26 protein-coding genes, 1 pseudogene and 1 other annotated feature are annotated in these 26,250 nt (G+C 44.6%); of the genes and pseudogenes, 12 read left to right on the plus strand and 15 right to left on the minus strand.

Annotation, left to right across the window (positions count from 1 at the left end):
- Positions 1-25: 25 nt before the first annotated feature.
- From chvE to MMB75_RS15410, 3 genes are all read right to left on the minus strand, one after another.
- Entirely contained in the window at positions 26-1,111 is a 1,086-nt protein-coding gene (gene chvE, locus MMB75_RS15400; RefSeq protein WP_031463031.1) for a multiple monosaccharide ABC transporter substrate-binding protein, read from the minus strand.
- Positions 1,112-1,354: 243 nt separating this feature from the next.
- Positions 1,355-1,681 (minus strand): nucleoside triphosphate pyrophosphohydrolase, encoded by a 327-nt coding sequence (locus tag MMB75_RS15405; RefSeq protein ID WP_016821352.1) that lies wholly within the window; start codon positions 1,679-1,681, stop codon positions 1,355-1,357.
- Positions 1,682-1,726: 45 nt separating this feature from the next.
- Complete coding sequence (locus MMB75_RS15410) at positions 1,727-2,230, minus strand: hypothetical protein (RefSeq protein WP_016821353.1); 504 nt, start codon at positions 2,228-2,230, stop codon at positions 1,727-1,729.
- 233 nt (positions 2,231-2,463) lie between these two features.
- On the opposite strand from MMB75_RS15410, the gene MMB75_RS15415 reads away from it, so the two are divergent.
- On the plus strand, positions 2,464-2,811 hold the full coding sequence (locus MMB75_RS15415; RefSeq protein ID WP_016821354.1) for a helix-turn-helix domain-containing protein: 348 nt from the start codon (positions 2,464-2,466) through the stop codon (positions 2,809-2,811).
- Between the two features lie 43 nt (positions 2,812-2,854).
- Here the strand turns inward: MMB75_RS15415 and hcp are convergent, their stop codons facing one another.
- The 4 genes from hcp to MMB75_RS15435 all read right to left on the minus strand — a co-directional run bounded on the left by hcp (position 2,855) and on the right by MMB75_RS15435 (position 8,585).
- Positions 2,855-4,147, minus strand: a complete 1,293-nt coding sequence (gene hcp, locus MMB75_RS15420; RefSeq protein WP_016821355.1) for a hydroxylamine reductase — start codon at positions 4,145-4,147, stop codon at positions 2,855-2,857.
- A 143-nt stretch (positions 4,148-4,290) separates the two neighbouring features.
- Positions 4,291-5,592 carry a response regulator gene (locus tag MMB75_RS15425; protein ID WP_016821356.1) on the minus strand — a complete coding sequence of 434 codons (1,302 nt, stop codon included), beginning with the start codon at positions 5,590-5,592 and terminating at the stop codon, positions 4,291-4,293.
- Positions 5,543-7,543 (minus strand): cache domain-containing sensor histidine kinase, encoded by a 2,001-nt coding sequence (locus MMB75_RS15430; RefSeq protein ID WP_029514407.1) that lies wholly within the window; start codon positions 7,541-7,543, stop codon positions 5,543-5,545. Before MMB75_RS15430 ends, MMB75_RS15425 begins: the two co-directional genes overlap by 50 nt.
- A 34-nt stretch (positions 7,544-7,577) precedes the next feature.
- A complete protein-coding gene (locus MMB75_RS15435) occupies positions 7,578-8,585 on the minus strand; it encodes a substrate-binding domain-containing protein (protein WP_016821358.1) in 1,008 nt (335 codons plus the stop codon).
- A gap of 207 nt (positions 8,586-8,792) precedes the next feature.
- On the opposite strand from MMB75_RS15435, the gene MMB75_RS15440 reads away from it, so the two are divergent.
- Entirely contained in the window at positions 8,793-10,016 is a 1,224-nt protein-coding gene (locus MMB75_RS15440; RefSeq protein ID WP_016821359.1) for an acyltransferase, read from the plus strand.
- A 200-nt stretch (positions 10,017-10,216) separates the two neighbouring features.
- Here the strand turns inward: MMB75_RS15440 and MMB75_RS15445 are convergent, their stop codons facing one another.
- Together MMB75_RS15445 and MMB75_RS15450 are read right to left on the minus strand one after the other, a co-directional pair.
- A complete protein-coding gene (locus MMB75_RS15445; RefSeq protein ID WP_016821360.1) occupies positions 10,217-10,471 on the minus strand; it encodes an aspartyl-phosphate phosphatase Spo0E family protein in 255 nt (84 codons plus the stop codon).
- 224 nt (positions 10,472-10,695) lie between these two features.
- Positions 10,696-12,093: a helix-turn-helix domain-containing protein gene (locus tag MMB75_RS15450; protein WP_016821361.1), complete on the minus strand. Its 1,398-nt coding sequence runs from the start codon at positions 12,091-12,093 to the stop codon at positions 10,696-10,698.
- 201 nt (positions 12,094-12,294) lie between these two features.
- Between MMB75_RS15450 and MMB75_RS26260 the strand changes: the two are divergent.
- Positions 12,295-12,746, plus strand: a pseudogene (locus MMB75_RS26260) (AbrB/MazE/SpoVT family DNA-binding domain-containing protein).
- Between the two features lie 184 nt (positions 12,747-12,930).
- Complete coding sequence (locus MMB75_RS15460) at positions 12,931-13,437, plus strand: DJ-1/PfpI family protein (RefSeq protein WP_277508565.1); 507 nt, start codon at positions 12,931-12,933, stop codon at positions 13,435-13,437.
- A 97-nt stretch (positions 13,438-13,534) separates the two neighbouring features.
- On the opposite strand, the gene MMB75_RS15465 is transcribed toward MMB75_RS15460, so the two are convergent.
- Complete coding sequence (locus MMB75_RS15465) at positions 13,535-14,008, minus strand: hypothetical protein (protein WP_193190741.1); 474 nt, start codon at positions 14,006-14,008, stop codon at positions 13,535-13,537.
- 191 nt (positions 14,009-14,199) lie between these two features.
- Between MMB75_RS15465 and MMB75_RS15470 the strand changes: the two genes are divergently transcribed.
- Together MMB75_RS15470 and MMB75_RS15475 are read left to right on the plus strand one after the other, a co-directional pair.
- Positions 14,200-15,135: a hypothetical protein gene (locus MMB75_RS15470; protein ID WP_193190795.1), complete on the plus strand. Its 936-nt coding sequence runs from the start codon at positions 14,200-14,202 to the stop codon at positions 15,133-15,135.
- Between the two features lie 75 nt (positions 15,136-15,210).
- Positions 15,211-15,447: an NHLP leader peptide family RiPP precursor gene (locus MMB75_RS15475; protein ID WP_016821365.1), complete on the plus strand. Its 237-nt coding sequence runs from the start codon at positions 15,211-15,213 to the stop codon at positions 15,445-15,447.
- A gap of 99 nt (positions 15,448-15,546) precedes the next feature.
- On the opposite strand, the gene MMB75_RS15480 is transcribed toward MMB75_RS15475, so the two are convergent.
- The gene (locus MMB75_RS15480; protein ID WP_025364195.1) at positions 15,547-17,436 is read right to left on the minus strand and encodes an ATP-binding protein; all 1,890 of its coding nucleotides are present in this window, start codon (positions 17,434-17,436) and stop codon (positions 15,547-15,549) included.
- Positions 17,437-17,568: 132 nt separating this feature from the next.
- A complete protein-coding gene (locus MMB75_RS15485) occupies positions 17,569-17,856 on the minus strand; it encodes a hypothetical protein (protein WP_016821367.1) in 288 nt (95 codons plus the stop codon).
- A gap of 183 nt (positions 17,857-18,039) precedes the next feature.
- Between MMB75_RS15485 and MMB75_RS15490 the strand changes: the two genes are divergently transcribed.
- The 4 genes from MMB75_RS15490 (at position 18,040) to MMB75_RS15505 (ending at position 21,971) form a co-directional block, all read left to right on the plus strand.
- The gene (locus MMB75_RS15490) at positions 18,040-18,300 is read left to right on the plus strand and encodes a hypothetical protein (protein ID WP_013369720.1); all 261 of its coding nucleotides are present in this window, start codon (positions 18,040-18,042) and stop codon (positions 18,298-18,300) included.
- Between the two features lie 92 nt (positions 18,301-18,392).
- Entirely contained in the window at positions 18,393-18,572 is a 180-nt protein-coding gene (locus MMB75_RS15495) for a hypothetical protein (protein WP_016821368.1), read from the plus strand.
- Positions 18,573-18,671: 99 nt separating this feature from the next.
- Positions 18,672-18,945: a binding site (T-box leader), on the plus strand.
- Positions 18,946-19,029: 84 nt separating this feature from the next.
- The gene (locus MMB75_RS15500) at positions 19,030-20,112 is read left to right on the plus strand and encodes a bifunctional 3-deoxy-7-phosphoheptulonate synthase/chorismate mutase (protein ID WP_013369718.1); all 1,083 of its coding nucleotides are present in this window, start codon (positions 19,030-19,032) and stop codon (positions 20,110-20,112) included.
- Between the two features lie 236 nt (positions 20,113-20,348).
- Positions 20,349-21,971 (plus strand): DUF1593 domain-containing protein, encoded by a 1,623-nt coding sequence (locus tag MMB75_RS15505; RefSeq protein ID WP_277508580.1) that lies wholly within the window; start codon positions 20,349-20,351, stop codon positions 21,969-21,971.
- Between the two features lie 85 nt (positions 21,972-22,056).
- On the opposite strand, the gene MMB75_RS15510 is transcribed toward MMB75_RS15505, so the two are convergent.
- Entirely contained in the window at positions 22,057-22,917 is an 861-nt protein-coding gene (locus MMB75_RS15510) for a TrmB family transcriptional regulator (RefSeq protein WP_031463027.1), read from the minus strand.
- A 159-nt stretch (positions 22,918-23,076) separates the two neighbouring features.
- On the opposite strand from MMB75_RS15510, the gene MMB75_RS15515 reads away from it, so the two are divergent.
- Positions 23,077-23,979 (plus strand): DMT family transporter, encoded by a 903-nt coding sequence (locus MMB75_RS15515; RefSeq protein WP_016821372.1) that lies wholly within the window; start codon positions 23,077-23,079, stop codon positions 23,977-23,979.
- Positions 23,980-24,046: 67 nt separating this feature from the next.
- Here MMB75_RS15515 and MMB75_RS15520 read toward each other — a convergent pair whose 3' ends face one another.
- Positions 24,047-24,226, minus strand: coding sequence for an aspartyl-phosphate phosphatase Spo0E family protein (locus tag MMB75_RS15520; RefSeq protein ID WP_013369715.1), 180 nt, complete (start codon positions 24,224-24,226; stop codon positions 24,047-24,049).
- Between the two features lie 87 nt (positions 24,227-24,313).
- Positions 24,314-25,546 carry an MFS transporter gene (locus MMB75_RS15525; protein WP_019686325.1) on the minus strand — a complete coding sequence of 411 codons (1,233 nt, stop codon included), beginning with the start codon at positions 25,544-25,546 and terminating at the stop codon, positions 24,314-24,316.
- 131 nt (positions 25,547-25,677) lie between these two features.
- Here MMB75_RS15525 and MMB75_RS15530 point away from each other — a divergent pair, with 131 nt between their 5' ends.
- Entirely contained in the window at positions 25,678-25,935 is a 258-nt protein-coding gene (locus MMB75_RS15530; protein ID WP_025364192.1) for a YqkE family protein, read from the plus strand.
- Positions 25,936-26,250: the final 315 nt, after the last annotated feature.

The following is a 26,250-nucleotide window of genomic DNA, read 5'->3' on the forward strand; positions in this document are numbered from 1 at the left end:
GCTCCTTTCGGTTGGATTCCTACTCTTATTTCAGTCCGATTTGTTCTTTGGTGTAATAGTGACTGCCGACAATATCCTTCTCTACATTCGTCCGATCCACCGAGATTGGATCAAGCAAGTACGCAGGAATTACCTTTTTCCCGTTGTTATAGGATTTAACGTCATTCACTTCCGCTTGCTTGCCTTGTAAAATGCTGTTGGCCATCACGACCGTTTGCTCAGCCAGCTTGCGGGTATCCTTAAATATAGTTTGGGTCTGCTCTCCAGCCACAATGGATTTGATCGAAGCCAGCTCCGCGTCCTGTCCGGTAATGATCGGCAGTGGCTTATTCGCTGATCCATATCCGACCCCTTTCAGGGATGAAATGATACCGATGCTAATGCCGTCATACGGAGAGAGCACCGCATCCAGATTGGCCCCTGAATAGTAGGCACTCAGCAGATTATCCATCCGCGACTGGGCTAACGCTCCGTCCCAGCGCAGTGTAGCGATCTGCGCCATCGTCATCTGCTTGCTGCGCACGACCAGCTTACCGGAATCGATGTATGGCTTAAGTACGGACATCGCACCATTAAAGAAGAAGTATGCATTATTGTCATCCGGCGATCCGCCGAACAGCTCGATATTGAAAGGGCCCTTGCCTTCCTTGAGTCCCAACTTTTTCTCAATATATGCCGCCTGTAGCACGCCCACCTTGAAGTTATCAAAGGTCGCATAATACGTCAGATACGGTGTGTTGCGAATCAGACGGTCGTAAGAAATGACCTGAATCCCTCGGTCGTGTGCCTTCTGAATTACATCCGTCAGCGTGTTTCCATCGACCGAAGCAATGACCATAACATTAACGCCCTTGGTGATCATGTTTTCGATTTGGGAAATTTGATTTTCCACCACGTCCTCGGCATACTGTAAATCCGTTTTATAGCCTTGCTCCTGAAACAACCGAACCATATTCTCCCCGTCCCCTACCCAACGCTCGGACGATTTGGTTGGCATGGAAATACCCACATAGCCTTTTTCCTTGCTGCCCATTCCACTCTCTGCCAGATTGCAGGCCGAAAGCATCAGGGCCAAAACCAGAAGCCAAACAACAACAGCTCCCTTTTTCATATGAAGTTCCCCTTTCCTCATGTGATGCAGGTCATTTGAAGGTAAGGATTTTGCAAAATCCTCAGGTCATTGCTGATTAAAATTGAAATGAGATAGCGCTTACATAAGCGAGGCGATGAGCACCTCTCTTTTTTTATGTGCAAACACATGGTATCATTCCAGGCCGGGGAAGGTCTTTGCAGGTTTTGAACCTTTTTTATAAAATTTTAACCTTTGTGGTGGGGGAGGTATTACTTAATGACGTTAAGCTTCGTCGACATCAATTAAGAACACCCGCTCCTGGAATCCGCCTCGGGCCTCGGCTTTGTCTGCCCGGAGCTTGTCCAGTTCGGCTACATTCGCTCCATGTACTTCTGCCAGCGCTCGGATGACTTCCAGCATATCCGCTAGTTCTTCCAGCGCGTCCCGATCTTTGTCCGCTGCAAAATACTCCTCAGTCTCTTCACGAAGCTTCGTTCGCAGTTCCTGCTTATAGTCCTCTGAGTCTAATATGCGTGTCCGACATTCCTTACCCTGAGACATAATGATATGCGGGATCTGATCCCGCACCAGCTTGTTGTATGTAGGCATTTCAAATAACACCCTTTCTGATATGAAGTTTAAAAATTCAACAATTTAATTGAACGGGTTTTCTTTAAAAATAGACGGATACCGCTTAGACGGATCAGCTACGATCCGTTGTGACAGAGACTCTAGAATAGAGTCTGTTTTATACAGCAACATATCTACTTCCTCCAGCTTCATCGTCTCCCTGGATGCTTCTTCCTCTCCGGAGACCAGATAATGCATGGTACCCATAAACAGCACCATATCTAAACACGGCTCAGCATCCGAGCGAATTAGTCTAAGCAGATCGTTCATGGATAGACTAATGGATAAAGGCATGATTTGATTTCGATGTACATAAATGGCCTTCGCCATAGAAAACATAGCGCGATCACAAAGAATGAGGCAATTTAGCCATTGATTATGATCACGCATCATCTGGGCAAGCTGCATTTGGTATTGGGCAAGCTTTTGAAAATCCATCATGCAATTCAATATGTGGTTGTCACTATACTTAGGCAATTTGAAATCAGCTTCACTATGTAGTTGGGGACTTAAGGAGTAGTGTTTCATGAGGAATCAACTCCTGAATTTAAATTTCATAAATAAGGGTTTTGCAAAATCCTGAAACAAATGTGAGCAACGTAGCATATCATTAGAGCACTAAAATGTATAATTTTCTAGCTATCGGACAAGCTTCATAATGAATATTACTATATAGTAGTTTTTAATTCAATTTACTTACTAACGCATATTAATTAGATGTAACTCTTTCTCTACACTTCTAACTATAGAGAGGTGTATTCATGTCAGAACTATTAGAATTAGTCGGTACACGTATTCGAGATATTCGAAAGTCTAAAGGGCTTTCCCAAGAAGCTTTAGCCGAAAAAGCAGGTTTCAATTCGAGTTATATTGGTTTCATTGAGCGTGCGGAGAGAAATATATCTTTGAAAAATCTGGAGAAAATAGCGAAGGCATTGAACGTGGGCGTCTATCAATTGCTTACATATGTGAAGGAAAATGATGAGCTTACCGAAGAAGATTCGAGTATAAAAGCCATTTTGTCTCTCCTAAGAACTCGTGAAACCAAAGATACTGAGCTGGCCTTAAAGATTCTTACGGATATATTTATTAGAATGGATGAACGATGAAACAAAAAAAAGGAACTGCACTCTGCAGTTCCCCACCTACCTCTTACGACAACGCCAGCATCGCTTTCATATCTTCCTCTGCGGTCGTAATTAGCTTCAAGCCAAACATCTCCACCAGTACATCCAGTACACCAGAAGAAATAAACTCAGGCGGCTTTGGCCCAATGCGAATATCCTGGATGCCAAGGCTGAACAAGCCTAGCAGGATGGCAACTGCTTTTTGCTCAAACCAGGACAGCACAATGCTGACAGGCAGCTCATTCACCGTACAACCAAAAGCATCCGCTAAAGCCAGAGCGATTTTCACAGTAGAACCGGAATTGTTGCATTGCCCCAAATCAATATAACGTGGAATGCCAGTATCTCCAACAGTGCCGTAGTCCACATCATTAAAGCGGAATTTACCACAGGACGTGGTCAAAATGACCGTGTCATTCGGCAAGGATGTCGCCAGCTCACGGTAATAGTTGCCGCCTTTGCCTGGTGCGTCACAGCCCGCGATGACGAAGAAACGGCGGATATGTCCGTCTTTGACGGCCTGAATGATCTCAGGTGCCAGCCCGATGACCGTCTCATGATGGTATCCAGTCGTAAGCACCTGCTCAGAGTCTACATCTGCGGCTGGCAGGGCCAACGCGCGTTCAATTAGTGGAGAGAAATCGTCGTTCACAATTTTGGCAACACCCTCCAGCCCGGCTACTTCATAAGAGAAGAAGCGGTCTGCATATGTGCCTTTAATCGGCATAACACAGTTGGTCGTGGCAAGAATCGCGCCCGGGAACTCCTCGAACAATCTGCGTTGATCATACCAGGCTTTACCGATATTCCCTTTGAGATGTGGATATTTCTTCAACGCCGGATAACCGTGCGCTGGCAGCATTTCCGAGTGGGTGTAGATATTGATGCCCTTTCCTTCGGTCTGCCGCAGTAATTCCTCCAGCGCGTACAGATTATGTCCGGTCACGACAATACATTGACCTTCGATTTTATTTTGGCTGACAGTAATCGGCTGTGGAATGCCAAAACGATCCGTATGGGCACGATCCAGCACATCCATGATCCGTACAGCTGCATTTCCGACCTTCATTGCCATCTCCAAATGCTCTTGTACATTAAAATTAGAATTGGTTAAGGTCATATATAACGCTTCATGCGTGATCCGATCCACCTCAGGATCGGTATATCCCAACTGACGAGCATGTGTTGCATAGGCAGCAATCCCTTTTAATGCAAAAATCATTGTATCCTGCAAGCTCGCTACTGTCTCATTTTTTCCGCACACCCCAATGACTTTACACCCGCCACTCGGCGTCTGTTCACACTGATAACAAAACATATCGTTTTCCTCCAAATATTGATAGATATTTGTTCGTTATCTACAGCGTAACAAACCCCTGAACGTGCGGGTGTGATTACACACACACTTTTTAGCACAGATTATCATGAGAGGGCGCAAGGCAATTCCGCAATCCAACATTCCTATTCCGACGAATTTTCCTGAATTCCCCCGCCCTTACGGTACTGCACAGGAGACACGCCCATGGCTTTTTTAAAAGCAGTGCTAAAATAGTGCTGACTGTCGTATCCCGTGCGTTCTGCTATATCAAGCACAGATAACGTCGTAGAGTCCAGCAGCTGCACTGCTTTGCGAATACGGGCACGCGTGACGAGGGTCACGAAGCTGTCGTTGAGCTCCTTTTTGAGCACACGGCTGAGATATACAGCCGATACCTGTAGCCGCGAGGCAAGAGCTTCCAGCGTCAGCTCGCGATCGGCATAACCTTCCTGAATAAGCTGCCGGGCCCGGCGTACGATGGGAGATAGCTGCGCTTCACCGTACACCCGATCCCGGCTCACCCGGTACGCATTGATTGCGCCTTCCAGCCCACCCGTGTTGGACTCCACATGGGTGTGAACCGCTATATTCAGGTAGCGTCCAATGGCCTGCTCTATAGAAGCGCCGATCGTCTCGGGTGCCTCCTGCCACAGGCATATGCCGATCAGCCCGTTCGCATCGCGAAACAACACATGCGATCGGTCCTCCAGCAGTTCGCCAATAATATTTTCAGCGGCGAAAAGAAACAACTGGCGGTCATTCTCACGCATAATCGTCTGCCGTGCTTCTGCTGCAGGCCACCGTACCGCGCCGATTTGTACAGGCGGCCGGGATGGAAGACGTAAAAACGCCAACTGCTCCATGACGTCTTTTCCCGTGTGCTGTCCTTCCAGCCATTCCAGGCAAAATCGCTGACGCAGCAGCGGAATATTCCGTTCAATCTGCCCGGCAGCTTGTTCTACATAGGCGGCGCGTTTGTGCTCCTCGTCCAGTCGCTGACGAAGCCGTGACAATGCAGCGTGAAGCTGATCCGCATTTACCGGCTTCAGAATATAATCTTCTACGCCAAGCCGTACAGCTTCCTGTGCATAAGCAAATTCATCATGCCCGGAAATGATCAGGCAACGGCACTCCGAGCGTCCTTCCCGCAGCCGCCGAATCAGTTCAATTCCATCCATGAATGGCATATTCATATCGACCAGCACGATGTCGATGCTAAGCTGACCAACCAGCTTCAGCGCTTCTTCACCGTCCTCTGCCTCTGCTACAACCTCCATGCCCAGAGCCGTCCAGTCTAGGCAGTCCCGAATCCCCTCACGGATGATCGGCTCATCATCTGCGATCAATACTTGATAACGTTTAGCCGTCCCTATCGTCACTTCTGGTATGGCTTGGTCAATCAGACTCGCCGTTGTCGCGTTGTCTGTTCCCTTGGATTTCGTCATCCTGACCCTCTCCTTTGTCATAAGGCTTCTTCAGTTGCGCCATATCCAGCAGCAACGGATGAGTGATTGTAACGCAGGTACCTGTCCCTTCTTTACTGTCCAATGTAATTCCATATTCCTCGCCAAAAGACAATCGGATACGCGCTTGTACATTCAACATGCCGTAGCTTCTGCCATTTGTACGAACTTCCTTTTGTTTCCGTCTTCCTTCCATCGCCTCCAGCGGTATTTCCAGCCATTCACGCAGCTCACACAGACGCTCCGCCGTCATCCCTGCACCGTCGTCACGTACCGTCAGCAGCAGCTTGCCGTCCTCGGCTTTAGCTTCTACGCAAATCGTGCCTGGACCACGTCTGGCCTTAATGCCGTGGTAAATCGCATTTTCCACCACAGGCTGAAGCATAAGCTTCAACACAAACAGATCCTTTAGCCCGTCGGGTACATTTAATTCCCAGCGAAGTCGGTCACGATAACGGGTTTGCTGGATTTGCATATAGCTTGAGATATGCTCAATCTCAGAGCGTAGCGGAATAAAGTCATCCCCTTTGCTCAGTCCAAGGCGGAACAATCTCGATAACGCCCCCACCATATCGGATACGTCGTCTGCTCCATTTTTTCGGGCCATCCAATGAATGGTATCTAGCGTATTGTATAGAAAATGCGGCTTAATATGCTCTTGAAGACTGCGTAGTTCGGCATCCCGTTTTTGTCGTTCCCTCAGTTCGCTAAGCGACATGAGACGGCGGATTTGCTCCAGCATCCGGTTAAAGCTCCGGCCCAGCATTCCGATTTCATCCCCGCGCTCACTCCATTGGCGAACCGTAAGATCCCCCGTCTCTGCCGTACGCATATAAGACATAAGCCGGAAAATTGGCTGCGCGATAGAACTGGACAATCGCAAGGATGCCGTTAAGCCAAACAGACATACAATGAAAACAAAACAGACAACGTAGAACTGAATTTGCCGCACTTCCAGTGTAGATTCGCGTGCCGGGAATACTCCCACGGTTCTCCAGCCCGTGAACTCGGAAGCCTGGAACATGAACAGCAATTCCCTGCCTCCGGCTTCACGGGTAAACATCCCGCTATCCTCTGGCCCGAACCATTGCGACGGAATGCGCTCAATCAAAGGCATATCTGGCATATATACACTGCGTCCCTTGGCATCTGTCACCATGACATACCCGCTTTTGCCCAAGGTTACATCTCTGGCAGCTTGCGACACAGCCCGCAGCTTGAGATCAATCATAATTACACCCAGTACATGTCCTGTCTCCGAATCCGTGACCGAACGGACGACAGAGACAATTTCACTGTCCTTGTACCGGACATGAGTGGTCACATTACGGTGACTTGGCTGTCCCAGCACAGTGAATATCCCTGCATGCTGCGCCGCCTGTGCGTACCAGTCTTCTTCCGTCAGACTGCGTGTGCTTCGAGCATACATTTCATTGCTGATATAATCTCCTTTTTCGTTCACGATCAGAATCCCGGCAATTTCAGGATATAACGTGGTAAAACCCTGCAAAAATTGCTTCATTTCATACAAGGTATCCTGCTCCTGTACGGAACTTACAACCTGCTTGGAGCCGGGAGCCTGGTTAAGGAGAGGTTTCTTGGCTCGCTCCCCCTGATTTTCTGGCATTACACTACTCGTATGACCCGCGTGACCATCAGCCAGCGTCCGTCCTTTCCAAAACTCCCCAATTTCAGGATTAAAGGCAATCAGATACGTCATGTTCTGTAAATTTTCCATTTTGGTATCGAGTGCTTCGTTCACCTTGCCAATTAACTGCATCGTATGGTTTTCCACCTGCCGCTCAATAATCCGTTCCACCGTCCAATTCACCAGCAGGCCTAGTCCCAGTGAAGGCACGATGCCAAACAGCAAGAACAGCACCATGAGCTGATAGCGTAAAGGCATATTGCGCAAGCGTAACCTCGGCATCATTTGATGCATCCCTAAGTGGATGCGCTTCCAATATTTATTTTGCATAATAATCATCTACATTCGCTCGGGTGACGACGGAAATCCCAGTATCCACCCGCACGGGCAGCGGGGTGTTATCTCCAGACGAAGAAGGTGCAGGAATTGTCAAATGATGATGCAGATGGAACAGATATTGGAGTGACCAATAGCCCATATTCCATGTCCCTTGCGCAATCGTTGCCGAGATGGTCCCATCACGAATCATATCCAGTGTCGCTTTATTCGTATCAAAAGAAATAATTTTTAGCGGATGACTGCCTTTTTGGCTCAGTGCCGCCTCACCCACACCTGTTCCTCCGGTGGCTTCGGTCACAAAAATACCCGCCAGTTTCGGATAAGCTTTCATCAACCTTAGCGATTCATCCCTGGACACCATCACGTCAGCACGACCATCTACCACTTCCACCACCTTCATGGCAGGATACTGCCGCTGAATGGTATCGCGAAAGCCGCGCGAGCGTTCCTCATGATTTTGCTGCCCCGGCAGTGTCAGAACAGCGACTTGGCCTTCACGTCCCAACAGCTCAGCCATTTTTTCCGCAGCGGTCACACCCGCCTTATAATTATCCGTGCCCAAAAATGTATACGCCCGGCTCCCCGGCGCTCCAGCGTCAAACAGCACGACAGGAATGTCCGCATCCAGCGCCTTATTAATGACCGGGATCAGGGAGTGTGGATCAATCGCTGATATGGCAATGCCTGCGGGTTTACGGGCAATCGCCTGCTCAATGATGGTCATCTGCTCCTGTGCATCATACCGGGTCGCCCCCCGGTACTCCACCGTTACCCCCAAGGCATCCCCAGCATCCTCGAAGCCTTTGAGCCCGCTTTTCCAATACTCCAAACCGGACTGGAACGTAATCATCATATACGTTTCTCCGATGCTGCCTCGCAGCCCTTTTTCCTCCCAAGCTCCATTCAACCGCTCGGATTGTTCATATCTGAACACATAGAGAGCAAAGGCCGCAATTAACAAAATGTACACCAGCAGCGTTTTCTTCATCCTTCCTCTCCTCTTCCTATGCGTATCCTTAAATTTGAGTTTACTTTGTTTTTATTTAGATTGTAAACGCAATCATATTAAATTGGAACCACTTCACTCTCCATACTTTCAGGTAGCGTTAATCCTGCACTAATGTTCCTACGATACAATACCTACAATTGTGCTAGGAAAAACATGTGCGAATCTTGAGGAAAAGGAGTGATATGGATGAGCAAGCCGCGTATCGCGGAGTGGACAGAACTACGGGGTCTTGCCTACCTCGCTGTCGTGCTTCAGCATTGCATTGGCGAATATATTTATCGCAGCGACATCCAACAACCGGATTCCGTTATGCTCGCGATGCTGTACCATTTGACACGTTTTGGCACACCGACGTTCGTTTTCCTGTCTGCGGCGTTGCTATTTTATAATGGTAACAAACCGATTGGCTATTCCCGTTATATTGGCAGACGGTTTCGAGATATTTATGTTCCTTTTCTCTGCTGGACGGTTGTCTATTGGGTGTGTACTCAGAACTGGTCAACCGCACAGTGGGGAAATATATCCTTTTACAAAGGCATGTTCGAGGAAATGATTATTCCCGTCAGCGGATATCATCTATGGTTTGTGGTCATGATCTTTCAGTTTTATATTTGGTTTCCTTTATTTGCAAAAGCAACCGAGCAGATTCGAACGTTTCTACGTCGTTATAGCATCAAAAAGCGCAAGCAGCTTGTTTTGGCTGTTATGCTGATTGCTGCTGCGGCTTATGCGTTGCTGTTACAATGGTCCTACTATGACATGTCTGCATGGAGCGCTTGGTTGCCGTCCTTTGGGCAGACTTTGTTAGATTACCGCACTTATAACTTTGTTATGTATTTTTTCTATTTTATGCTGGGCGCAGTGTGCGCCTATATGACGGACACCTGGCGGGGATTGGCCCAGCAGACGTTGCCATGGAATGTATTTGTTTTTATTGGTCTGTTCATGCTCATGGGTCATACGATGCTGATCCAGTCGGGCGATACGATCAATCTCAATATTTCTACCTATCTGAAGCCAAGCACCTTCGTACTGATTGTCTCGCAGTTGCTTTTGTTGTATGGGCTGCTACTTCATCTGCAAAAAGACCAGCGTTCCGAGCCGTTTCGTCGTATGCTAAACTGGATCGGACGCTATTCCTTCGGAGGATATCTGGCCCATGCGCTCGTGCTGTCCTTCATATCCTTTTACACCCGTCCGCTTGCCCTAGGGGATCATCATTTTACAGCTACGCTCATTACGTTTGTCGTCGTGGCAAGTGCTTCTCTCGGTATCAGCTGGCTCTTTGCCCATCTGCCTGGCGGCAACTGGATTGTTGGCTCCAAAGGCAGACAGCGATTGAACTGGCGGCTTCATTTTCAGTTCCTTTCCTCCAAACGTGCTTCCAAAAGCACGCAGGAGCTTGGCTAATCTTCTGCCCCAGCGTTTCAGCATAGGGATTCAAATACCGTCAAAGGCTTTTGCAGGGCTCACGTATTGAGCTCTGCTTTTTTGCTGTCTAAGTATGATGAATCATGTTCCAAACTGATTAACATTTTATGACATGGATATGTATTTTATTTTAAAATAAGTCATTATATTGAATAATTATAAGCATTACGTGGGAGAAATCACAGTTTTGCATAATAGGAATGGGGGGATGAACTCAGCATACCATCGTCGTTGTTAAGGATCTGGTCCAAAACTTGGTGAGGCTGCTTCCTGGTCTGAAACATACGGTTGAACTGATTAATCAGTTCATCCAAAAGCATAGACTGCTCCAGTACACAGGCATGTCCTAGGCCATACTCTGCGTAAAGATCATGCATGTGTTGTCTGGCATGTTCCATTTGTTGAATTAACGTTACCTTTTCATCCTTGTTCATCCTACATACCTCCTCATGAATTTCATTTTAAGAAGGGATGTACAAATAGGCCAAGATCAATTTTGAAGCAAAAAATTACAAAATAATACAAAAAGAGACCAGCAATAAGCTGGCCAATAAAATGAATTAGTACTCGTCAAGATCCACCAATGTGTCCTTGAACTTGGATCGTGCCATGGCTTAAATTTGCAGTTTGAGCTGGTACTGTGAATACCAGTAAGAAACTAGTTACCGCCAAGCAAAAAGCCATCTTTTTGATCATTTTTCTCCCACACCTCCTCATAAATAGAATGGAACTGAGCTTGTGTTTTAGGTGCCGCATTTGTTTTGAAATGAAGAAATAATCCAAAACAATTGGCAATGAGTAATACATGGTTAATTGTAACAGCTTTTTCAAAGGCGATTAATAAACATTTGAAACCATATGTATATCTGCCTTTATTTAGGCTGTACTTGGCTATCTTGTACCAAAACCTTACGTATTCTTCTGTTAACACTTGTTGTGTGTACATGTCAGAAGAAGGTGACTCCTGATACGCTGCAATTTGCGATTCAAACCGTCGGAGAATATGATCTACATCTACATTATAGCGATTAGCCACTTCAAGGACATTCAATAGCTCGGCTAAAATCTCTTTTTCGGCAGCTATATGTTCTACGTAATCTGGCAGAACACTAATATCACCAGACATAAGCCTGTTAACATAAGTATTAATTTTCGCCCACTGTTGATACTTGCGTTTCCAATAAAGCGTATCAGAGTCCTGCTCTTTTACCCAATTTAAATCAGCATAACCACGAATATGCTCTAATGCTTGGTCATGGTTGCCTTTGGCATCACAAGCGTTAGCACACAACAATTCGGCATAAACTATGTATACAAACAATGGTCTGCTTAGCTTTTTTCGTGGCTCTGTTCCTTTTCGCTTGGAATTGTGAACCAGATGATATTGGAGTTGTCCTAACTGACCCATTTGATGTGCGAATTCATACACCTTATCCCACATGCTTAATGATCTATAGACATTCGCCAAATCTTTTAAAGCATCCAGTTGCTCTATCTCATCTAAGCGATCCACAAAAGGGGCGAATTCAATAGCAGCCTGAAGGTTTACTGCCCGATCCTGTCCGACTTTGATTTGGAACAAGCGATACTGGCAGATTGCCAATCGTTCTGAATGCTGTTGCTTCTCGCTCTCAGCTACCTTTTTGTACAGGTATGCGGCTGCTTCGCTGTAACCGTCTTTGTACACATTTTCGGCGACTTCAAAGAGCGATGGCAGATAATTAGGGTTATCCAATAATAGAATGACAACTCGCTGCAAGCAGTCCAATCGCCCTAGCTCAATGCATCGGTACAGGAACGGGCTGATTTTTTTCCAGTTGAGCGGACATTCTTCAATGCATTCTTCAATATAGCGTTCGTAAAAATAATCCGGTGGTAAATTCATTCCCGCAGTAATACTATCCAGTTGGTGAACCGACATAGATCGATTGCCCGTCACAATACCACTAACTGTACCTACATTCAAATCGATCGTGTGACCAAACTCGGTCATGGTTAAGCTTTTGCGTTTTAGATAGGTTTGAACTTCTGCCTGTATCGTAGGTGTGATTTCCATGGATAAACCACCCTTTCAGCATCTTCATAGATTCCCATTTCAATAATTCATATAGTTTTGAAACTAATAGTATACTTATTGTTTTTCATTCATGATAATACCATCTTTTGGAACATCGATAAATACTTTTATTTTATAGATTTTTATTTTTTTATTAGGAGATTATTGGTTGATAGATTATTATGATAAGGAGAAGGTCACTTGAAAAATACAGGTATGACACGTCCCTTGGACACGTTAGGCCGGATTGTTATTCCTAAGGAATTGCGAAACTCTATGGGAATTCAAGCTGGCGAGTCTTTGGAATTTTACTTGGATGTTGAAACAGGATTGTTAAGTATGCGGAAATATATCGGCGTTTGCTGCCATTTATGCTATTCGGTTCAGGATTTAAGCTATTTCAGAGATTCATTTTTATGTAAAAAATGCATACACGATTTGAAAGGAAACAGCGTCATTTGATCGTCATCACAACTTTGGTTGAACATCTAAGAAGCCTCATTCGTGAGCATCCCACAGCCAAGCAAGGCGAATATGCTGAATGGATTGGCGTGTCACATAGCCGTATTTCCCAGCTTAAAAGCTATTGTAGGTTTCACTTCACTCGCATCCGAGCAAAACTCAATAACCAGTCGCTGTTAATTTCAAGGTGACTGGTTATTTTTTTAATTTGAATCCATACTGACCAAAATTCAACAAGTTAGATTACCAAAACTTATTGATATTTCTGTAAAATATGGATTTAAACTCTTCAAGATGATATATTCTGACTATATGTAATCTTCCTAAAGACGCTTTTAACGGACTTAAACTAAAAAATTGTTAGTGGGTGTATAAATGAAGTCACATGTTCTAATTTATGATGGTTATGTTAGTTTTGAAATTATGCTGGCAACCTATTTTATGAAAACCAAAGGGGATATTGTTACGATTGGAGTAACCAAAGAACCTGTTATTTCCTATGAGGATTTTAAAGTTACGCCTGCGGTAGCCCTTGATGAAGTGTCTGCGGAGGACATTCAACTCCTCATTATACCTGGTGGAGATAACACTCAATTAAAGACAAACAAACAACTTCTAGCTCTCATTAAAGCACTGAATAATGATGATAAAGTGATTGCAACCATTTGTTCTGCCACTGAACTATTGGAGCTAGCAGGTTTTTCCCCTAAAAATCATGTGAGTCATCCATCGGGTCTGGAGATACACAAGAATATCATATCTGCTAAACCGAATAAGTATGTAGATTTTGCAATCGAAATAGGTAAGGTCATGAACATTTATACGGATGATGAAGATTTTAATGAAACCATTGATTTTTTTAAGCTTTTTAAAGATAGCTGATTCTCCTCACAACAGTCACTTTATGAAGGAAGTTGAAATATAAGGATAGGATGGGTTCTCCCCATCCTTTTTTGTCGTAAAACGATTCTACTTCAGACTAACGCTTCAATTGAGCCTCATTCGAAGTCCCGGACTTACGATCGAAGGTAATCGGACCTTTACGGTTTACAAGCCGCTTCAAATCCACGGTCATTTCATTCTTCAATTTATCGATGAGCTGATCCTCTTGAATCCCTTTGCTTTTAGCTACCTCAGCCAACGATTTCCCTTGTCCCAGTTCTTTCTCTAACTGGACAGGGGTGATACCCAGCAGCCTAGCTACTTTCTCGTTGAGATGGTGATTCAAGCCGCTCGGCCTTTTGCCGTGTCTATGTCTATGCACATGTCCGTGCCCGTGGTCATCCTGTGGATCAACATTCCACTGGTGGGCTTCTCCTTGGACAGAATCGTTGGGAGTGAGAGCTTGCAACGGATTACCCGATTCAATACCGGATGCTCCTGCACTCGCAGTACCATACATCATCACTCCTCCATATAGGATAGCAGCGGTCAATTTCCATTGTTTTTTCATGTTGTGGCCCCTCCTTTCATCCTTTTTCATCTATATTTTCTCTTTCAGCTTTTTTTATTCATTTTATATGTTTTTCACAACATTCCTTATTTAAAAATAACAAATTCTTGAAAATTGCAATCTGTTGTACAATGGCGGGTAACAACTAGAAGTCGCTACAAAAACATTTATAAGAGATGCGGGTGATGGCCATGGAGTGGTATTTTGCATACAAAGAAGAATTGGAAAAGGTATTTCGTCAAGCGGAGGAACGGACGGCCACATTTCCGGCTCCTTTTCAGCAAGAGGGGTTAGACTACCTGGCACGGTTTAATCCGTTGCGTGAAGACAGTACTCGTAATTACATATGCTATTTGCTTCCATTTTGGCTGCAGGAACTCACCGGACTGCCTCCCGAAACATGTCGCAAGCTGTCACTCGGCAACGTGTTCGTCATGGCTCATTATTTAATCCAAGACGACGTGATGGACACAGCAGCAGACAACCGTAAAACGCAACTTGCCTTAAGCCAGCTTTTCTATACCGAGTGCCAAAACATTTATCAGGAGCTTTTTCCGGCAACCTCCCCTTTTTGGACATATGCCCGGACGTATGTGGACGAATGGGCCGTTAGTGTGGTATCCGAAGGAGCAGCAGACTATTTTCAAGGTGACAGAAATAAGGTCGCACTGAAAGCCAGTCCATTAAAAATGGCCGGAACGGGTGCTCTACTGCTCGCAGACCATGCTGACCTGATCGAGATCGTTACAGCGATGACGGATTTGACCCTGCTCGTGCTCCAAATGTCGGATGATTGGGCAGATTGGGCAGAGGATTTGATGGAGCATAGCTATAACTGCCTATTGTCCCATATTAGCGCCGAACGGAAGAAGCCGTACTGTGAAGGACTAGGACCACAAGAAATTCAGGAAGCGATTTATGTGCGAGGCGCACTTGCTAGCTATGTGAACATTGCGAATCAAGCCGTTCAGGAGCTAGAGACGATGGAGCCTACTATCCACGGCCTGTATAGGTTCGCACATTCCATCGCAACCGAACTCAGCGAAGAGGCAGCAGAAATTGAAGGCGGACGCTCACATTTGCGAAGAGGCGGGCTTGATTATTGGCTCTCCAAAAATATGAAGTAATGCTAGATTTTTCTGAGTCTTACGTGGTATACTGACTAGGTAAATATAACCAATCGAATGAGAGGGTGATTTTTGATGGCTACTGAAGTTCTTCAAACACAAGTCATTCAAAAAGCTTGGGAGGATGCCAGTTTCAGAGAAAAACTGATGGCAGATCCCAAATCTGCAATTCGTGATGTGTTAGGAGTCGTGATCCCCGATCATATCCAAATCAAAACGGTAGAGGAAACGTCTGACCAGTTCTATCTAGTAATCCCTCCAAACCCTTCAGGTGTGCTTGCTACATCCCAGAAGCCTCGCTCGATGTGGTAGATTGGCACTTGTAGCTTATTTAATCTATACTTCTTAATCTCAGGCGGGTGGGCTCAGCAAGCTTCCCTCCGTTTTCTCCGAACGCAAAAAAGCCGGATGTTATCCGGCTACGGGGAAGCGGATGGTCGCTTCTGTTCCCACCCCTTTTGCACTTGTAAAAGATATTTTACCATTCATCGTTTCAATAATCCGAAATGTCACCATCATCCCCAAACCCGTGCCTTTAGTCTTATTCGAAAAATAAGGCTCACCTAGTCTGGATAAGGTCTGAGCATCCATCCCTTCACCATTATCCCGAATATGAATGACTGCTTCTCCATTGTCCACATAAGCCCATATATGAATATGTCCCTGTTCTCGCAGCGCTTCAATACTATTTTTGATAATATTGATAAATGCCTGCTTGAATTTGGAGGAATTCCCACGCACTTTAATTTCCTGGGGAATATCCAGCGAAATTTTGCCACCTTGCAAATTTGCCATTGGACTGATAATTCCTTCAATATGCTTGAACTCATCCAATATGGTCAACGTTTTGGTATGGTCAAACTCTGGCTTGGCAAAAGTCAGAAAATCGGTAATAATCGCGGACGCTCGATCCAGCTCCTCCAGAGCGATATGCAGATAGTCTTTGTTTTTACCATCCTCCTGCTTGCTCATCAACTGAAGAAATCCACGTGTAACCTGAAGCGGATTGCGCACTTCATGAGCTACAGATGCAGCCAAATCGCTAATAATCTCCATTTTCTCTGAACGTTGAAGCTCATTATTGAACATCTCCAGTTCTCTGGAATACCGAACCACCTGCTTGTGCTTTTCCGCCAGCCTTCTGCCCAAGATGGCAATCAATGCTAGGACAAAACCGAACACGCCCCATTTCCATAAAAACATATTGTAGTGTCCGTCCCGGATAAAGAACCAGCTGAGTTCTGCGATAGTGATGACTGCAAAAAATGCAAAGCCTGTCGATAAAATGATTGCTTCGTGGTCTCCCTTAAGCGCCATGCGTACCGAAGCAAATACCAAAAGTACCATCAAAGCTACGAGCAATATACCGAGGACGATTACACTAAAGAAATAATATACATCATTGAGTCGCTCCTGTGCTCCTAAATTCACAATCATGATGATGAAGCAGAACAAAGAGTAGGCGGTTAACAATTTTCTGAATTTCCGAATCAGTAAAATAGAATTGATATTTTGCTCAAAAAAGAAGGCTAATGAAGGCAGCAGAATAAATAGCGCCACATCAAAAAGTTGTAAATACAGCTTGCCATAGCCGCGATAGAACGTATATAAAAACGGTGAATACGTTACAATCATCAAACCGATAGACAATACAATCGCACTTAGGGACAACCACATCGCCATACTTGGACGGAACAGGAAAAACGAGCAAATCAATAGCACCAGGGCGATAAAGATAAATGTACTGCCTAGTACAATATCCAAGACATCCATTCTGACCAAGTTTCCTAACAAGTCACGATAATCACCAGTCATCACATTTCCGATAATGCCCAGTCTATTTTTGCTGCTTTCCGTCCATATGTATAATGTTTTACCACTGTCTTCTGGCTTCAGCGGAATCAGAATACGATTATTCTCATAATTATAGCCACGGTACGATTCATAAAAATTGGTGCCATCCTTATACAGCGTGATGTGCCTGCCATAAATATTTTCAAAAAGCACCGCTGGTGTTTCATCACTTAACGAAGGTAGCTTAATACGAATCCAGGCGGTGCCTCTATTGCCTGGCTGCTTGAGTAGCTGTGTATCATCTTCAATATGCATCCAGACCTTACTGTGATCATTTACCTCATCTAAAGAGCCATCCTCGTCTTCTGCTCCCCATCTCATATCCCAGGAGGGTATCTTATACTCCCTTTCCGGGGTCATTTTGGCCGCATAGCCAATGTGGTCCAACGACAATAGTATCACAATGACCGCTAGCAGAGCGGCGACAGCTTTGGGCACATGCCTCATATTAAGCACCTCAAAGTTACGTAGTAGGATTTACAAATTTGTATATGTTTTAACATTTTTATCTTCCTGAAATTATATTATTCTATACGATGATGTTCATACCTTCTTCATAATAAGGGTATCATGTTCTTTTTAATCATTATTTGTAAAATCTTCATATTGATTAATGATCATTTCCTGTTCGCGTCGCTCCATCTGCTCTCTAAGCCCTATCCAAGGTTCACATTCTTCATCCTCATAGATCGTCCAAATATCGGAGAATAAATAATCGCGTATTTCTACTATTTTTCCGGCTTGTCCGCCGTCTGTCCAATATAAACCATCCGGACGCCGAATAACGGTACGCGAATAGCCTGGAGTGGACGCCTTTTGACCGACTCGGATTCGGCTAATCATCGGACCAAACATGTACCATTCCAATTCATATCCCTCCAACTCCTCTTTATCATATCACAGCAGTTACCAAAAAAACGCTAATTGAGAAAGAGCATACCCCTATTCGCATGATTTTAACTTCTTACAGACACACTAGCTCTAAGTTTAGCCATTCTGCGGTTTGGGTAAGGTCGAAATAAGCAACAAAAAGTAAAGGAGCTGAGTTAGATGGCAAATCGCGACAATCAAAAGACTGAGCTACAGGATCATGATTTTGAGCCTTCCCTGCAAAATGCAGAAACAAACTGGGAGAATCTGATTGAGGGGCCGGATACTCCTCTGGAGGACGTGCCTGATGCCGATGAACTAACACCGAATAGTCCTGTTGATCCCTCTGCGCCTGCTGAATTCCTGCATGGTACAGATTTGCTGAACGGTACAGACGGGGATGAAGAAGAGCAACTGGACAGTGACGATATTCTGGATTAATTACTGCATATGATAGGATATAAGAAAGCGATTTCTCATCCTGCTATGCGGGTAATGAAGTATATACACCGAAAGGAGTTGACCAATCTCCTATGTATAAAGATCCGATGTCTCAGGCTGATATGGAGTACAAACGCTATAAAGCCTTGAATCCTGTAGAAGAGGATGACCGCAGGACTGCGGACAAGACTCATACGGATGATACCTTAGCCGAAGATAACCCACGAGGAGTCGCATCAGCGAAGCCCGAACCCAGGGATCAAGCAAGATGAAAGAACAGATAGGGAATGCAAAAACTAGAATCGGAAATCAGGGCTTGCCTTCTGCATCCACTTTGTTTAAAATAAGGTCAAATCTTTTGAATACCATGAACAAAGACATAGACGGAGACAAGTAAGCGTCATCGGATTCCCACAGAAAGGTACGTATTGCTGAGAGCGTACCGCTATCCCGCGTTGAAATTCACTCCCGAGTCGAGCCTTGAACCGACGACAGAAGGATTCATTCCTTTGACCGCAGTAGAGGTTTCCGGAAGCCCCCGTTACGGGCATCAAGCTCAGAGGTTACTGCCGTCGATTGAATGACGTTGACGACTTGCATGTATACTTCTGTAATTAGGGTGGTACCACGGCATTCGTCCCTTGCGACGAGTGCCTTTTTGTGTTATTTTCTGCAAAAAGTCCAAGGGCTGAAAGAAAAAACAATTTAAATTCGGGAAGGGTGTACTGTATGTCAACCAATGAAAATTCTTTGGAGCTGTTGCGGGAACAGCTCGATGCTACAAACTTGCAATTGCTGGAGCTGCTGTCCCAACGCGCTGAACTGGCGGGACAGCTTGGAAAATTGAAAGAAGCTCAAGGAGTGCCTGACTTTGATCCAGTGCGTGAGCAACAAATGCTGGACAAGCTGATTGCAGCTAATCGTGGACCTTTCGACGATGCTACAATTCGCCAGTTGTTCAAAAATATTTTCAAGGCTTCTCTGAACTATCAAAAAGAAGAACACAAAAAACATTTGATTGTCAGCCGCAAAAATCAGCCGGATAGCACGGTTATCAAGGTTAAAGACACACTGGTAGGTGGCAAAGCCTCCATCATGGTTGCAGGACCTTGCTCGGTGGAAAGCTATCAACAAACGCGCGAGGTAGGTGCGGCTCTCAAGGAAGCCGGTGTGCCGATTCTGCGTGGTGGTGCGTTCAAACCACGTACATCTCCGTATGATTTCCAAGGACTGGGTATTGAAGGCCTACAAATTCTCAAACGCGTTGGCGACGAGTTCGGGCTGGCTACAATCAGTGAGATCGTCGATCCAAGACATTTGGAGGAAGCGATCCCTTACATCGATATCATTCAAATTGGCGCGCGCAACATGCACAACTTTGAATTACTGAAAGCTGCGGGTGAAACGAGAACTCCGGTTCTGCTCAAACGCGGATTGGCTGCCACCATGGAAGAGTTCCTTCATGCTGCTGAGTACATCGTATCCCGTGGTAATACACAAGTCATGCTGATTGAACGCGGTATTCGTACGTATGAAAAATGGACACGTAACACGCTGGATATTTCCGCTGTTCCGATTTTGAAAAAGGAAAGCCATCTGCCTGTATTGGTGGACGTAACTCACTCTACAGGACGTAAAGACATCCTGGCCCCTTGTGCCAAAGCTGCCCTGGCTGCTGGTGCCGACGGCATCATGGTAGAAGTTCACCCGAACCCGGCAGTCGCTTTGTCCGATGCTCAGCAACAGCTGAACATCCCTGAATTCCACAACTTCCTGTCTGAAGTTAAAGAATCCGGTTTATTCAAAGCGTAAAACTAATTTTGTGCTAAGAATCATAAACCGCTTTCATTTTGTCAGAGTATGATGTAGAATCTAATCAGGATTGTGACTGATCATGCAGGCAAAACCTAAATGTATATATGCTCGACTTTTGTTGAGACATATATATGTTTAGGTTTTTTTTATGCCTAAATCTTGAATAATAACAATACCTACATGGTTATAATCCTAAAAAATCATCATAGAAACGTTCAGAGAGGGGAACAGAAATGAGAAAAAGAAAAGGGTTAAGCATTTTTGTGTTAGCTATGATATGTATTTTAATCATCAGTGGTTGCAGTGGTAAGTCGCCAGCCGTCGTAAAGGATGAAAGCGCTGCTCCAACAGAACAACCAGCGGGAAATAAAGTGGAAAATAAAGCGACCAAGGCTAGAACGGTTATTACTACTGACGGAGAAGTAGATGATATGAACTCAGTCATACGCTTTCTTCTCTACTCTAACGAAATGGATTTGTCCGGGATTGTACTGACTAGCTCCGTATATCATTATGCAGGTGATGAAAAGGCCGGCATCAAGCCATTCAGATGGACCGGAACCCAATGGGTAACGGATATGATTGATGCCTATGGAGAGATTTACCCCAACCTAATCAAACATGCTGAAGGGTATCCAAAACCTGAATATATTAAAAGCGTTACCAAGATCGGAAATATTTCAAACAAAGGTGAAATGGACAAGGAAACGGAAGGCTCGAATTTCCTGAAAACACTTTTCCTAGACGATGACCAAAGAGATCTGTATGTACAAACTTGGGGTGGAACCAATACCACAGCCAGAGCTCTGAAATCCATTGAAGATGAATATAAAAATACAGATCAATGGGAAACGATTCAGAAAAAAGTAAGTGATAAACTCGTTCTGTACATCATTTTGGACCAGGACGATAGCTACAATAATTACATCGCCAAAAATTGGCCTGACATCAGAATTATCAATGACCAATCTAACTTCTGGCATTTCGCTTATGCTTGGAAAATGCACACGGAAGAAGTAAACAGCAAGTTACACGGGGAATGGAACTTCAAAAACATTAAAGACGGTCATGGCAAGCTGCTAAATATGTATGCCTTGATGGGCGACGGCAATATCATCAAAGGTGAATTGGATGAAGAACAAAGAGGCAGTGAAGCCTACTTGAAGAAAAATCCACAATACGACAAGTATGACTTTATTTCCGAAGGAGATTCTCCATCCTTCTTCTATTTAATTGATAACGGATTACGGAGCATGGAAAACCCAACCTATGGTGGCTGGGGTGGTCGTTTTGGTGTCGTTAACGATAAATTATTTAGAAATACGGTGTTAGATTATGATGTGCATACGAAAAAATTCGAAGCAGAGTACTCTCTGATGCGTTGGTTTGATGATATTCAAAATGACTTTGCTGCCCGTGCAGATTGGGCTATTGCTTCCGACTATAAAGATGCCAACCATAATCCAACATTGACCATTAAAGAAGGATTAGATCTAACGGCTAGTCCAGGGGAGAACATAACTCTACATGCAGAAGGAACAGATCCTGACGGTGATGCATTAACCTATAAATGGTGGAGATATTTCGAAGCTGACACCTATAAAGATTCTAAGGTCAAACCCGCGCAAGTTAAACCTGAAATGCTGGGTGATATGCAGCTTGGGCTTCACCGAGAATTAGCTGAAGGCGAGAAAGTAAACACGATTGACCTGCAAGGTAGCGACACAAATACTGCAAGTTTTACAGTTCCGGCAGATGCGAAGTCTGGGGATACGATTCATATCATTGCAGAAGTACAGGACAATGGTAAACATTCTTTGAAACATTATCAGCGTGTGATTGTAACCGTAAAATAACAGAAGACAGCACTCAATAAATTAGGCTCATGGAATCATACTCCATGGGCCTGTTTATTTTTGCGTATCGGACCTCGGACAATCTCTATACACGTTTAATACTTTTTTCAGTCAAAGGAACATAATATCCCTTTCCATTCGGACCCATGGCGAATTTATTGCGAAGATGGATTAGATTAGGGCCGAATTTGGCCTCCAATTCTTCACGAAACTCATATAGGATTTCCATGATATAAATATCATGAATAATCACTTCCGTAATCGGCATTACAAGACCCGGGTGTAGCGTCCATGCAGCACGGCTGTCATCACCAAGTGAAAGTATGCCAGCTACAACCTCCCGGTCATCCACGCTAAGCACAATCCATCGACCACCGATTTCGGACGTAATCTCCTCACTCATATCATGGCGGTAAACAGTAGCAAAATCAAAGTTAAGATCACCATATGCTACAAGGATCACCTCAATTCCTTGCTGAGCAGCTAGCTCTAAGGCATCCCGGAACACCTCGGCATCCTCTTTCCAAATTTCCAGTAAAATTCGGTGTTTTGCTCCCTTCACGCCTTCATTGATGCGATTGATAATGGCTTCATACCCCGAAATATTCCAAATGTTCTCTCTGTTTTGAAACGATGCTGTGTACTGCTCCAAACTCTCTTGCGCCACGTTGAAAATCTGCTCTGCTTTGCGCTTTCTCTGGGCAATCAATTCATGTGGAGGAAGTGGCACATATAGAGGTGTATTTTCTTGACTTACCATGATGTCCCCACGGTTGACCATTCCCGACAAAACCTCGTAAATCTTGGATCTCGGTACTCCAGAGTTCAATGAAACGGCATATCCCGAAAGTGGTGAGCTTTCCAATAAGGTCACATAAGCCTTGGCTTCATATTCACTAAAATTCAAATCACGTAGAATTTCTAATATGTTTGGTTTTGATTTCATGACGTCTTCTCCTCAATTCATGTTCTTCCTTACTATATCACTTCCCCTTGACAAAAACTGATATACAAATTATCTTTTTAGTAGCATTTTCATAGTAGTAACTATAGTAGCTACTACACTATCATATTTCATAGGGGATGAACTCAGGGAGGATATAACTTGAACAAAGTCATAGCTCATCACAGCGAAAGCAACCGGATTTACTATACTTCTACGATTCTAGCCCTATTGATCTGGAGCACATCGTTTATTGCCACCAAAGCAGCCTATACGACGTTCCCTCCTCTTACCTTGGGTCTATCCAGATTTATCATAGCTTCCATCGTACTAGGTATCGTTCTGCTGATCAAAAAAGAACATGTCAAAGTAAAGCCAAAGGATTTGGCTACGATTTCGTTTAGTGGGGTTTTGGGAATCACTCTTTATTTTTCAATGGAGAATATAGGGGTTAGCCTGACGACCGCTTCCAACGCAGCATTAATTGTCGCATCGTATCCTGCAATTACATCGCTGCTTGAATTTATTTTGTATAAAGTCAAATTATCCAAATATAAAGTCTGCGGCATAGCACTGGCCATGATCGGGGTATATTTCTTAACCTCCGTTGGCGAAAGCTCGGATGGTAAGAATCAACTCATCGGAAATTTAATATTGATTGGTACCGGATTTGCGTGGGCGTTTTACACTTTCATGACGCGTAAGGTTGTGGACAAATATCCGCCGGTGACGTTATCTTTTTATCAAACCGTTGCAGGTAGTATCTTTTTCATACCGTTAGCCCTATTAGAAAAGGATAGCTGGCAGGCTCCGACAACGGGATCGTTTATGTTGCTCATGTATCTGGGTGTGTTCTGCTCCGTTATCGCATTTTTGCTTTATAATTACGGATTGATCAAGCTGTCACCGAGCAGTTCCGTTTCTTTAATGAATTTGGTTCCGATATTTGGGGTGTTGTTCTCTGTCTTACTATTGCACGAAACGATTACATGGCGCCAAATCATTGGCGGCTTGGTCGTTATTATAGGGGTCTTGATGAGTGCGCATCAAACTAACCGTACCTAAAGATATTGCAGCCCTACAATACAAGGGCGAGTGGCCTTTTTAAAAGATCTCGCCCAGTTGGTTATATCTATGCAGTCGGCTTTTTTTCTTTTATATAAAAAAGGTGGTTATATTGATTGATGAGGTTATCCATAATTACAGACTGTTTGAGCACACTGGCATGATTAAAGCCATGTTTTGCTTGTAAAATATACAGCTTTTGACGGGCATTCTCAAGCTGTTGACGCAAAATGTCGTCTCTTATCATAATATATCCCTCCCTGTCATATGATCAGTGTAAAGGGTTATGAATAATATACTAAAAATAAGGGTTTGGGATAATTATCTAATTGGCCTATCCGGCAGAATGAATATTCTGATCCGTTGCGTTATTTTGGGCTGAAATCGGGAAAACGTTTTTTCCCTTCGCCCATAGCAACAACGCTGCAACCAGCAAGATGCCACCGTTTAATACGAAGATCCAGCGAATGGGCATCCAGCTACCAAGCATGCCGCCAATCAGCGGCCCCGCCATCGTCGCGAGCTGGGTAGCTGATTGATTCAGGCTAAAGGCACGTCCGCGAAACTCTGGCTTGGTGACTTCCACAGTCATGGCATTAATCGCCGGCATGACAGACGCATAAAACAATCCATATCCAAACCGAAGCGCACCAAAACCAACAAAGTTGGTTACAAAAAACTGCAAGATGTTCCCAATCCCCGAACCGATCAGCCCAATCAGCAACACTTGGGCAAAGCCGATTTTCCCTCCAATCCGGCCCCATCGGGGAGCCATCAGCACTGCCGCGATGCCTACAGCTGAGAATACAATCCCGGAACTTAAAGACGCATGGCTACGGTCCACACCCATTTCAAGCACATACACCGTAATTAACGGTTCCAAGATCATAACAGAAAAGGTACTTAATCCAGCTAGAATAAGCAAAAAGTACAATGGCCGATTAGCAATAGCCTCTTTGATATCATCCCGAACATGCGAGCGGGTACTGGTGCCCTTGAAGCTATCCTCTCTAGCGCCAAATGTCGCGATGAACGCAGATACCAGTACAAGAGCCGCTGAGAAAAAAAAGGCATTTCGATTGCCATAATAATGGCTCACCACACCACCGATCAGCGGACCTATAATGCTGCCAGTCGCTCCAGCAGTCGCCATAATGCCAAGGGCATAGCCCGTTTTTTCTTCAGGCGAGCCCGTTCCGACCAGCGCAATCGCCGCAGGAATAAATCCGGAGAGAAGTCCTTGAAACAAGCGAACTCCTACAAATACATATGGGTCTGTCACTAAAGCACATACCAGATACAATACAGCCAGGCTAAACCCTGAACGAATCAGCATCGGCTTACGTCCATACTTATCTGCCAGCGAGCCCCAAAACGGGGCAATCAGCGCGCTCGCTAAAAAAGTAACTCCAAAGGCAATTCCTGACCATAATTCCAGTTGATCGTTAACCCCCAATTCCGTATTCAGAAAAATAGGTAAAAACGGAATCGACACGGAATAGGCCATGCTGCAAAACAATACTCCGATCCACAAAACAATCAGGTTTCGCTTCCAATATAGATGCATGCTGCCACACGTCCCTTCTGTTCATTCCATTATTACCCTCTAAATTAGAAAAGTCTACCGTAAACCTTAGCCTTTCATCGTGGAACAACCACGAAGAAGCTGATATAATCGAATGGAATGGAGATGATGATATGGCTAAAAAGAGAAATTCGTCTTTTGCTACTCCTGCGGCTCAGGACAAACCTGCTACCTTAAAGGATCTGTTGAGTCAGGACGTGCTGAACAAGCTTAAGGCTCAAGCCAATGAAGCGCAAGCAGAACAAGACAAGCGTAAAGAAGACGAACGGCAACGTGCCCTTGAAGCAAAAAAAGCTGAACAAAAGAAGCTGGACAACAACTTTGAACATTTGTTGAATAACAGCAATTTGGACTGGCACAAATATAAATAAGCCAAAACCATTGCGGTTTTGGCCTATCTTTACACTTTATGTTATAGCCAGTCACGAATATGTTGTACTGAGTACAGCACCCCTACCCAAACTGGCAGACTGAACGCCATACCCCATATGAGACCTTTAGCCAGTTTTTTGTCTACCTCCATCATGATCCTGCCCCTTTCCTTGGGAATAGCAGCAGTATGGGTCAAGAATACGGCTTTCAAACCCGTATTTCCTTATCCCCAACAAAAAAGGTATGATAGTAAATGGAAAAGTGTTCTGCGCTGTCCCCAAACTATAAATTAGGATGCTACACCATCCAACCTT

Source organism: Paenibacillus sp. P2(2022) (assembly GCF_029522175.1).
GTDB lineage: Bacteria > Bacillota > Bacilli > Paenibacillales > Paenibacillaceae > Paenibacillus > Paenibacillus polymyxa.

Excerpts from the sequence above, each read along its gene's own strand:
- MMB75_RS15520 (WP_013369715.1), bottom strand. The coding sequence starts at position 24,226 with ATGATAAGAGACGACATTTTGCGTCAACAGCTTGAGAATGCCCGTCAA.
- MMB75_RS15500 (WP_013369718.1), top strand. The coding sequence starts at position 19,030 with ATGTCAACCAATGAAAATTCTTTGGAGCTGTTGCGGGAACAGCTCGAT.
- MMB75_RS15430 (WP_029514407.1), bottom strand. The coding sequence starts at position 7,543 with ATGATGCCGAGGTTACGCTTGCGCAATATGCCTTTACGCTATCAGCTC.
- MMB75_RS15490 (WP_013369720.1), top strand. The coding sequence starts at position 18,040 with ATGGCAAATCGCGACAATCAAAAGACTGAGCTACAGGATCATGATTTT.
- MMB75_RS15415 (WP_016821354.1), top strand. The coding sequence starts at position 2,464 with ATGTCAGAACTATTAGAATTAGTCGGTACACGTATTCGAGATATTCGA.
- MMB75_RS15440 (WP_016821359.1), top strand. The coding sequence starts at position 8,793 with ATGAGCAAGCCGCGTATCGCGGAGTGGACAGAACTACGGGGTCTTGCC.
- MMB75_RS15475 (WP_016821365.1), top strand. The coding sequence starts at position 15,211 with ATGGCTACTGAAGTTCTTCAAACACAAGTCATTCAAAAAGCTTGGGAG.
- hcp (WP_016821355.1), bottom strand. The coding sequence starts at position 4,147 with ATGTTTTGTTATCAGTGTGAACAGACGCCGAGTGGCGGGTGTAAAGTC.
- MMB75_RS15480 (WP_025364195.1), bottom strand. The coding sequence starts at position 17,436 with ATGAGGCATGTGCCCAAAGCTGTCGCCGCTCTGCTAGCGGTCATTGTG.
- MMB75_RS15505 (WP_277508580.1), top strand. The coding sequence starts at position 20,349 with ATGAGAAAAAGAAAAGGGTTAAGCATTTTTGTGTTAGCTATGATATGT.
- MMB75_RS15495 (WP_016821368.1), top strand. The coding sequence starts at position 18,393 with ATGTATAAAGATCCGATGTCTCAGGCTGATATGGAGTACAAACGCTAT.
- MMB75_RS15465 (WP_193190741.1), bottom strand. The coding sequence starts at position 14,008 with ATGAAAAAACAATGGAAATTGACCGCTGCTATCCTATATGGAGGAGTG.
- MMB75_RS15450 (WP_016821361.1), bottom strand. The coding sequence starts at position 12,093 with ATGGAAATCACACCTACGATACAGGCAGAAGTTCAAACCTATCTAAAA.
- MMB75_RS15435 (WP_016821358.1), bottom strand. The coding sequence starts at position 8,585 with ATGAAGAAAACGCTGCTGGTGTACATTTTGTTAATTGCGGCCTTTGCT.
- MMB75_RS15470 (WP_193190795.1), top strand. The coding sequence starts at position 14,200 with ATGGAGTGGTATTTTGCATACAAAGAAGAATTGGAAAAGGTATTTCGT.
- MMB75_RS15445 (WP_016821360.1), bottom strand. The coding sequence starts at position 10,471 with ATGAACAAGGATGAAAAGGTAACGTTAATTCAACAAATGGAACATGCC.
- MMB75_RS15410 (WP_016821353.1), bottom strand. The coding sequence starts at position 2,230 with ATGAAACACTACTCCTTAAGTCCCCAACTACATAGTGAAGCTGATTTC.
- MMB75_RS15525 (WP_019686325.1), bottom strand. The coding sequence starts at position 25,546 with ATGCATCTATATTGGAAGCGAAACCTGATTGTTTTGTGGATCGGAGTA.
- MMB75_RS15425 (WP_016821356.1), bottom strand. The coding sequence starts at position 5,592 with ATGACGAAATCCAAGGGAACAGACAACGCGACAACGGCGAGTCTGATT.
- MMB75_RS15460 (WP_277508565.1), top strand. The coding sequence starts at position 12,931 with ATGAAGTCACATGTTCTAATTTATGATGGTTATGTTAGTTTTGAAATT.
- MMB75_RS15510 (WP_031463027.1), bottom strand. The coding sequence starts at position 22,917 with ATGAAATCAAAACCAAACATATTAGAAATTCTACGTGATTTGAATTTT.
- chvE (WP_031463031.1), bottom strand. The coding sequence starts at position 1,111 with ATGAAAAAGGGAGCTGTTGTTGTTTGGCTTCTGGTTTTGGCCCTGATG.
- MMB75_RS15530 (WP_025364192.1), top strand. The coding sequence starts at position 25,678 with ATGGCTAAAAAGAGAAATTCGTCTTTTGCTACTCCTGCGGCTCAGGAC.
- MMB75_RS15405 (WP_016821352.1), bottom strand. The coding sequence starts at position 1,681 with ATGCCTACATACAACAAGCTGGTGCGGGATCAGATCCCGCATATCATT.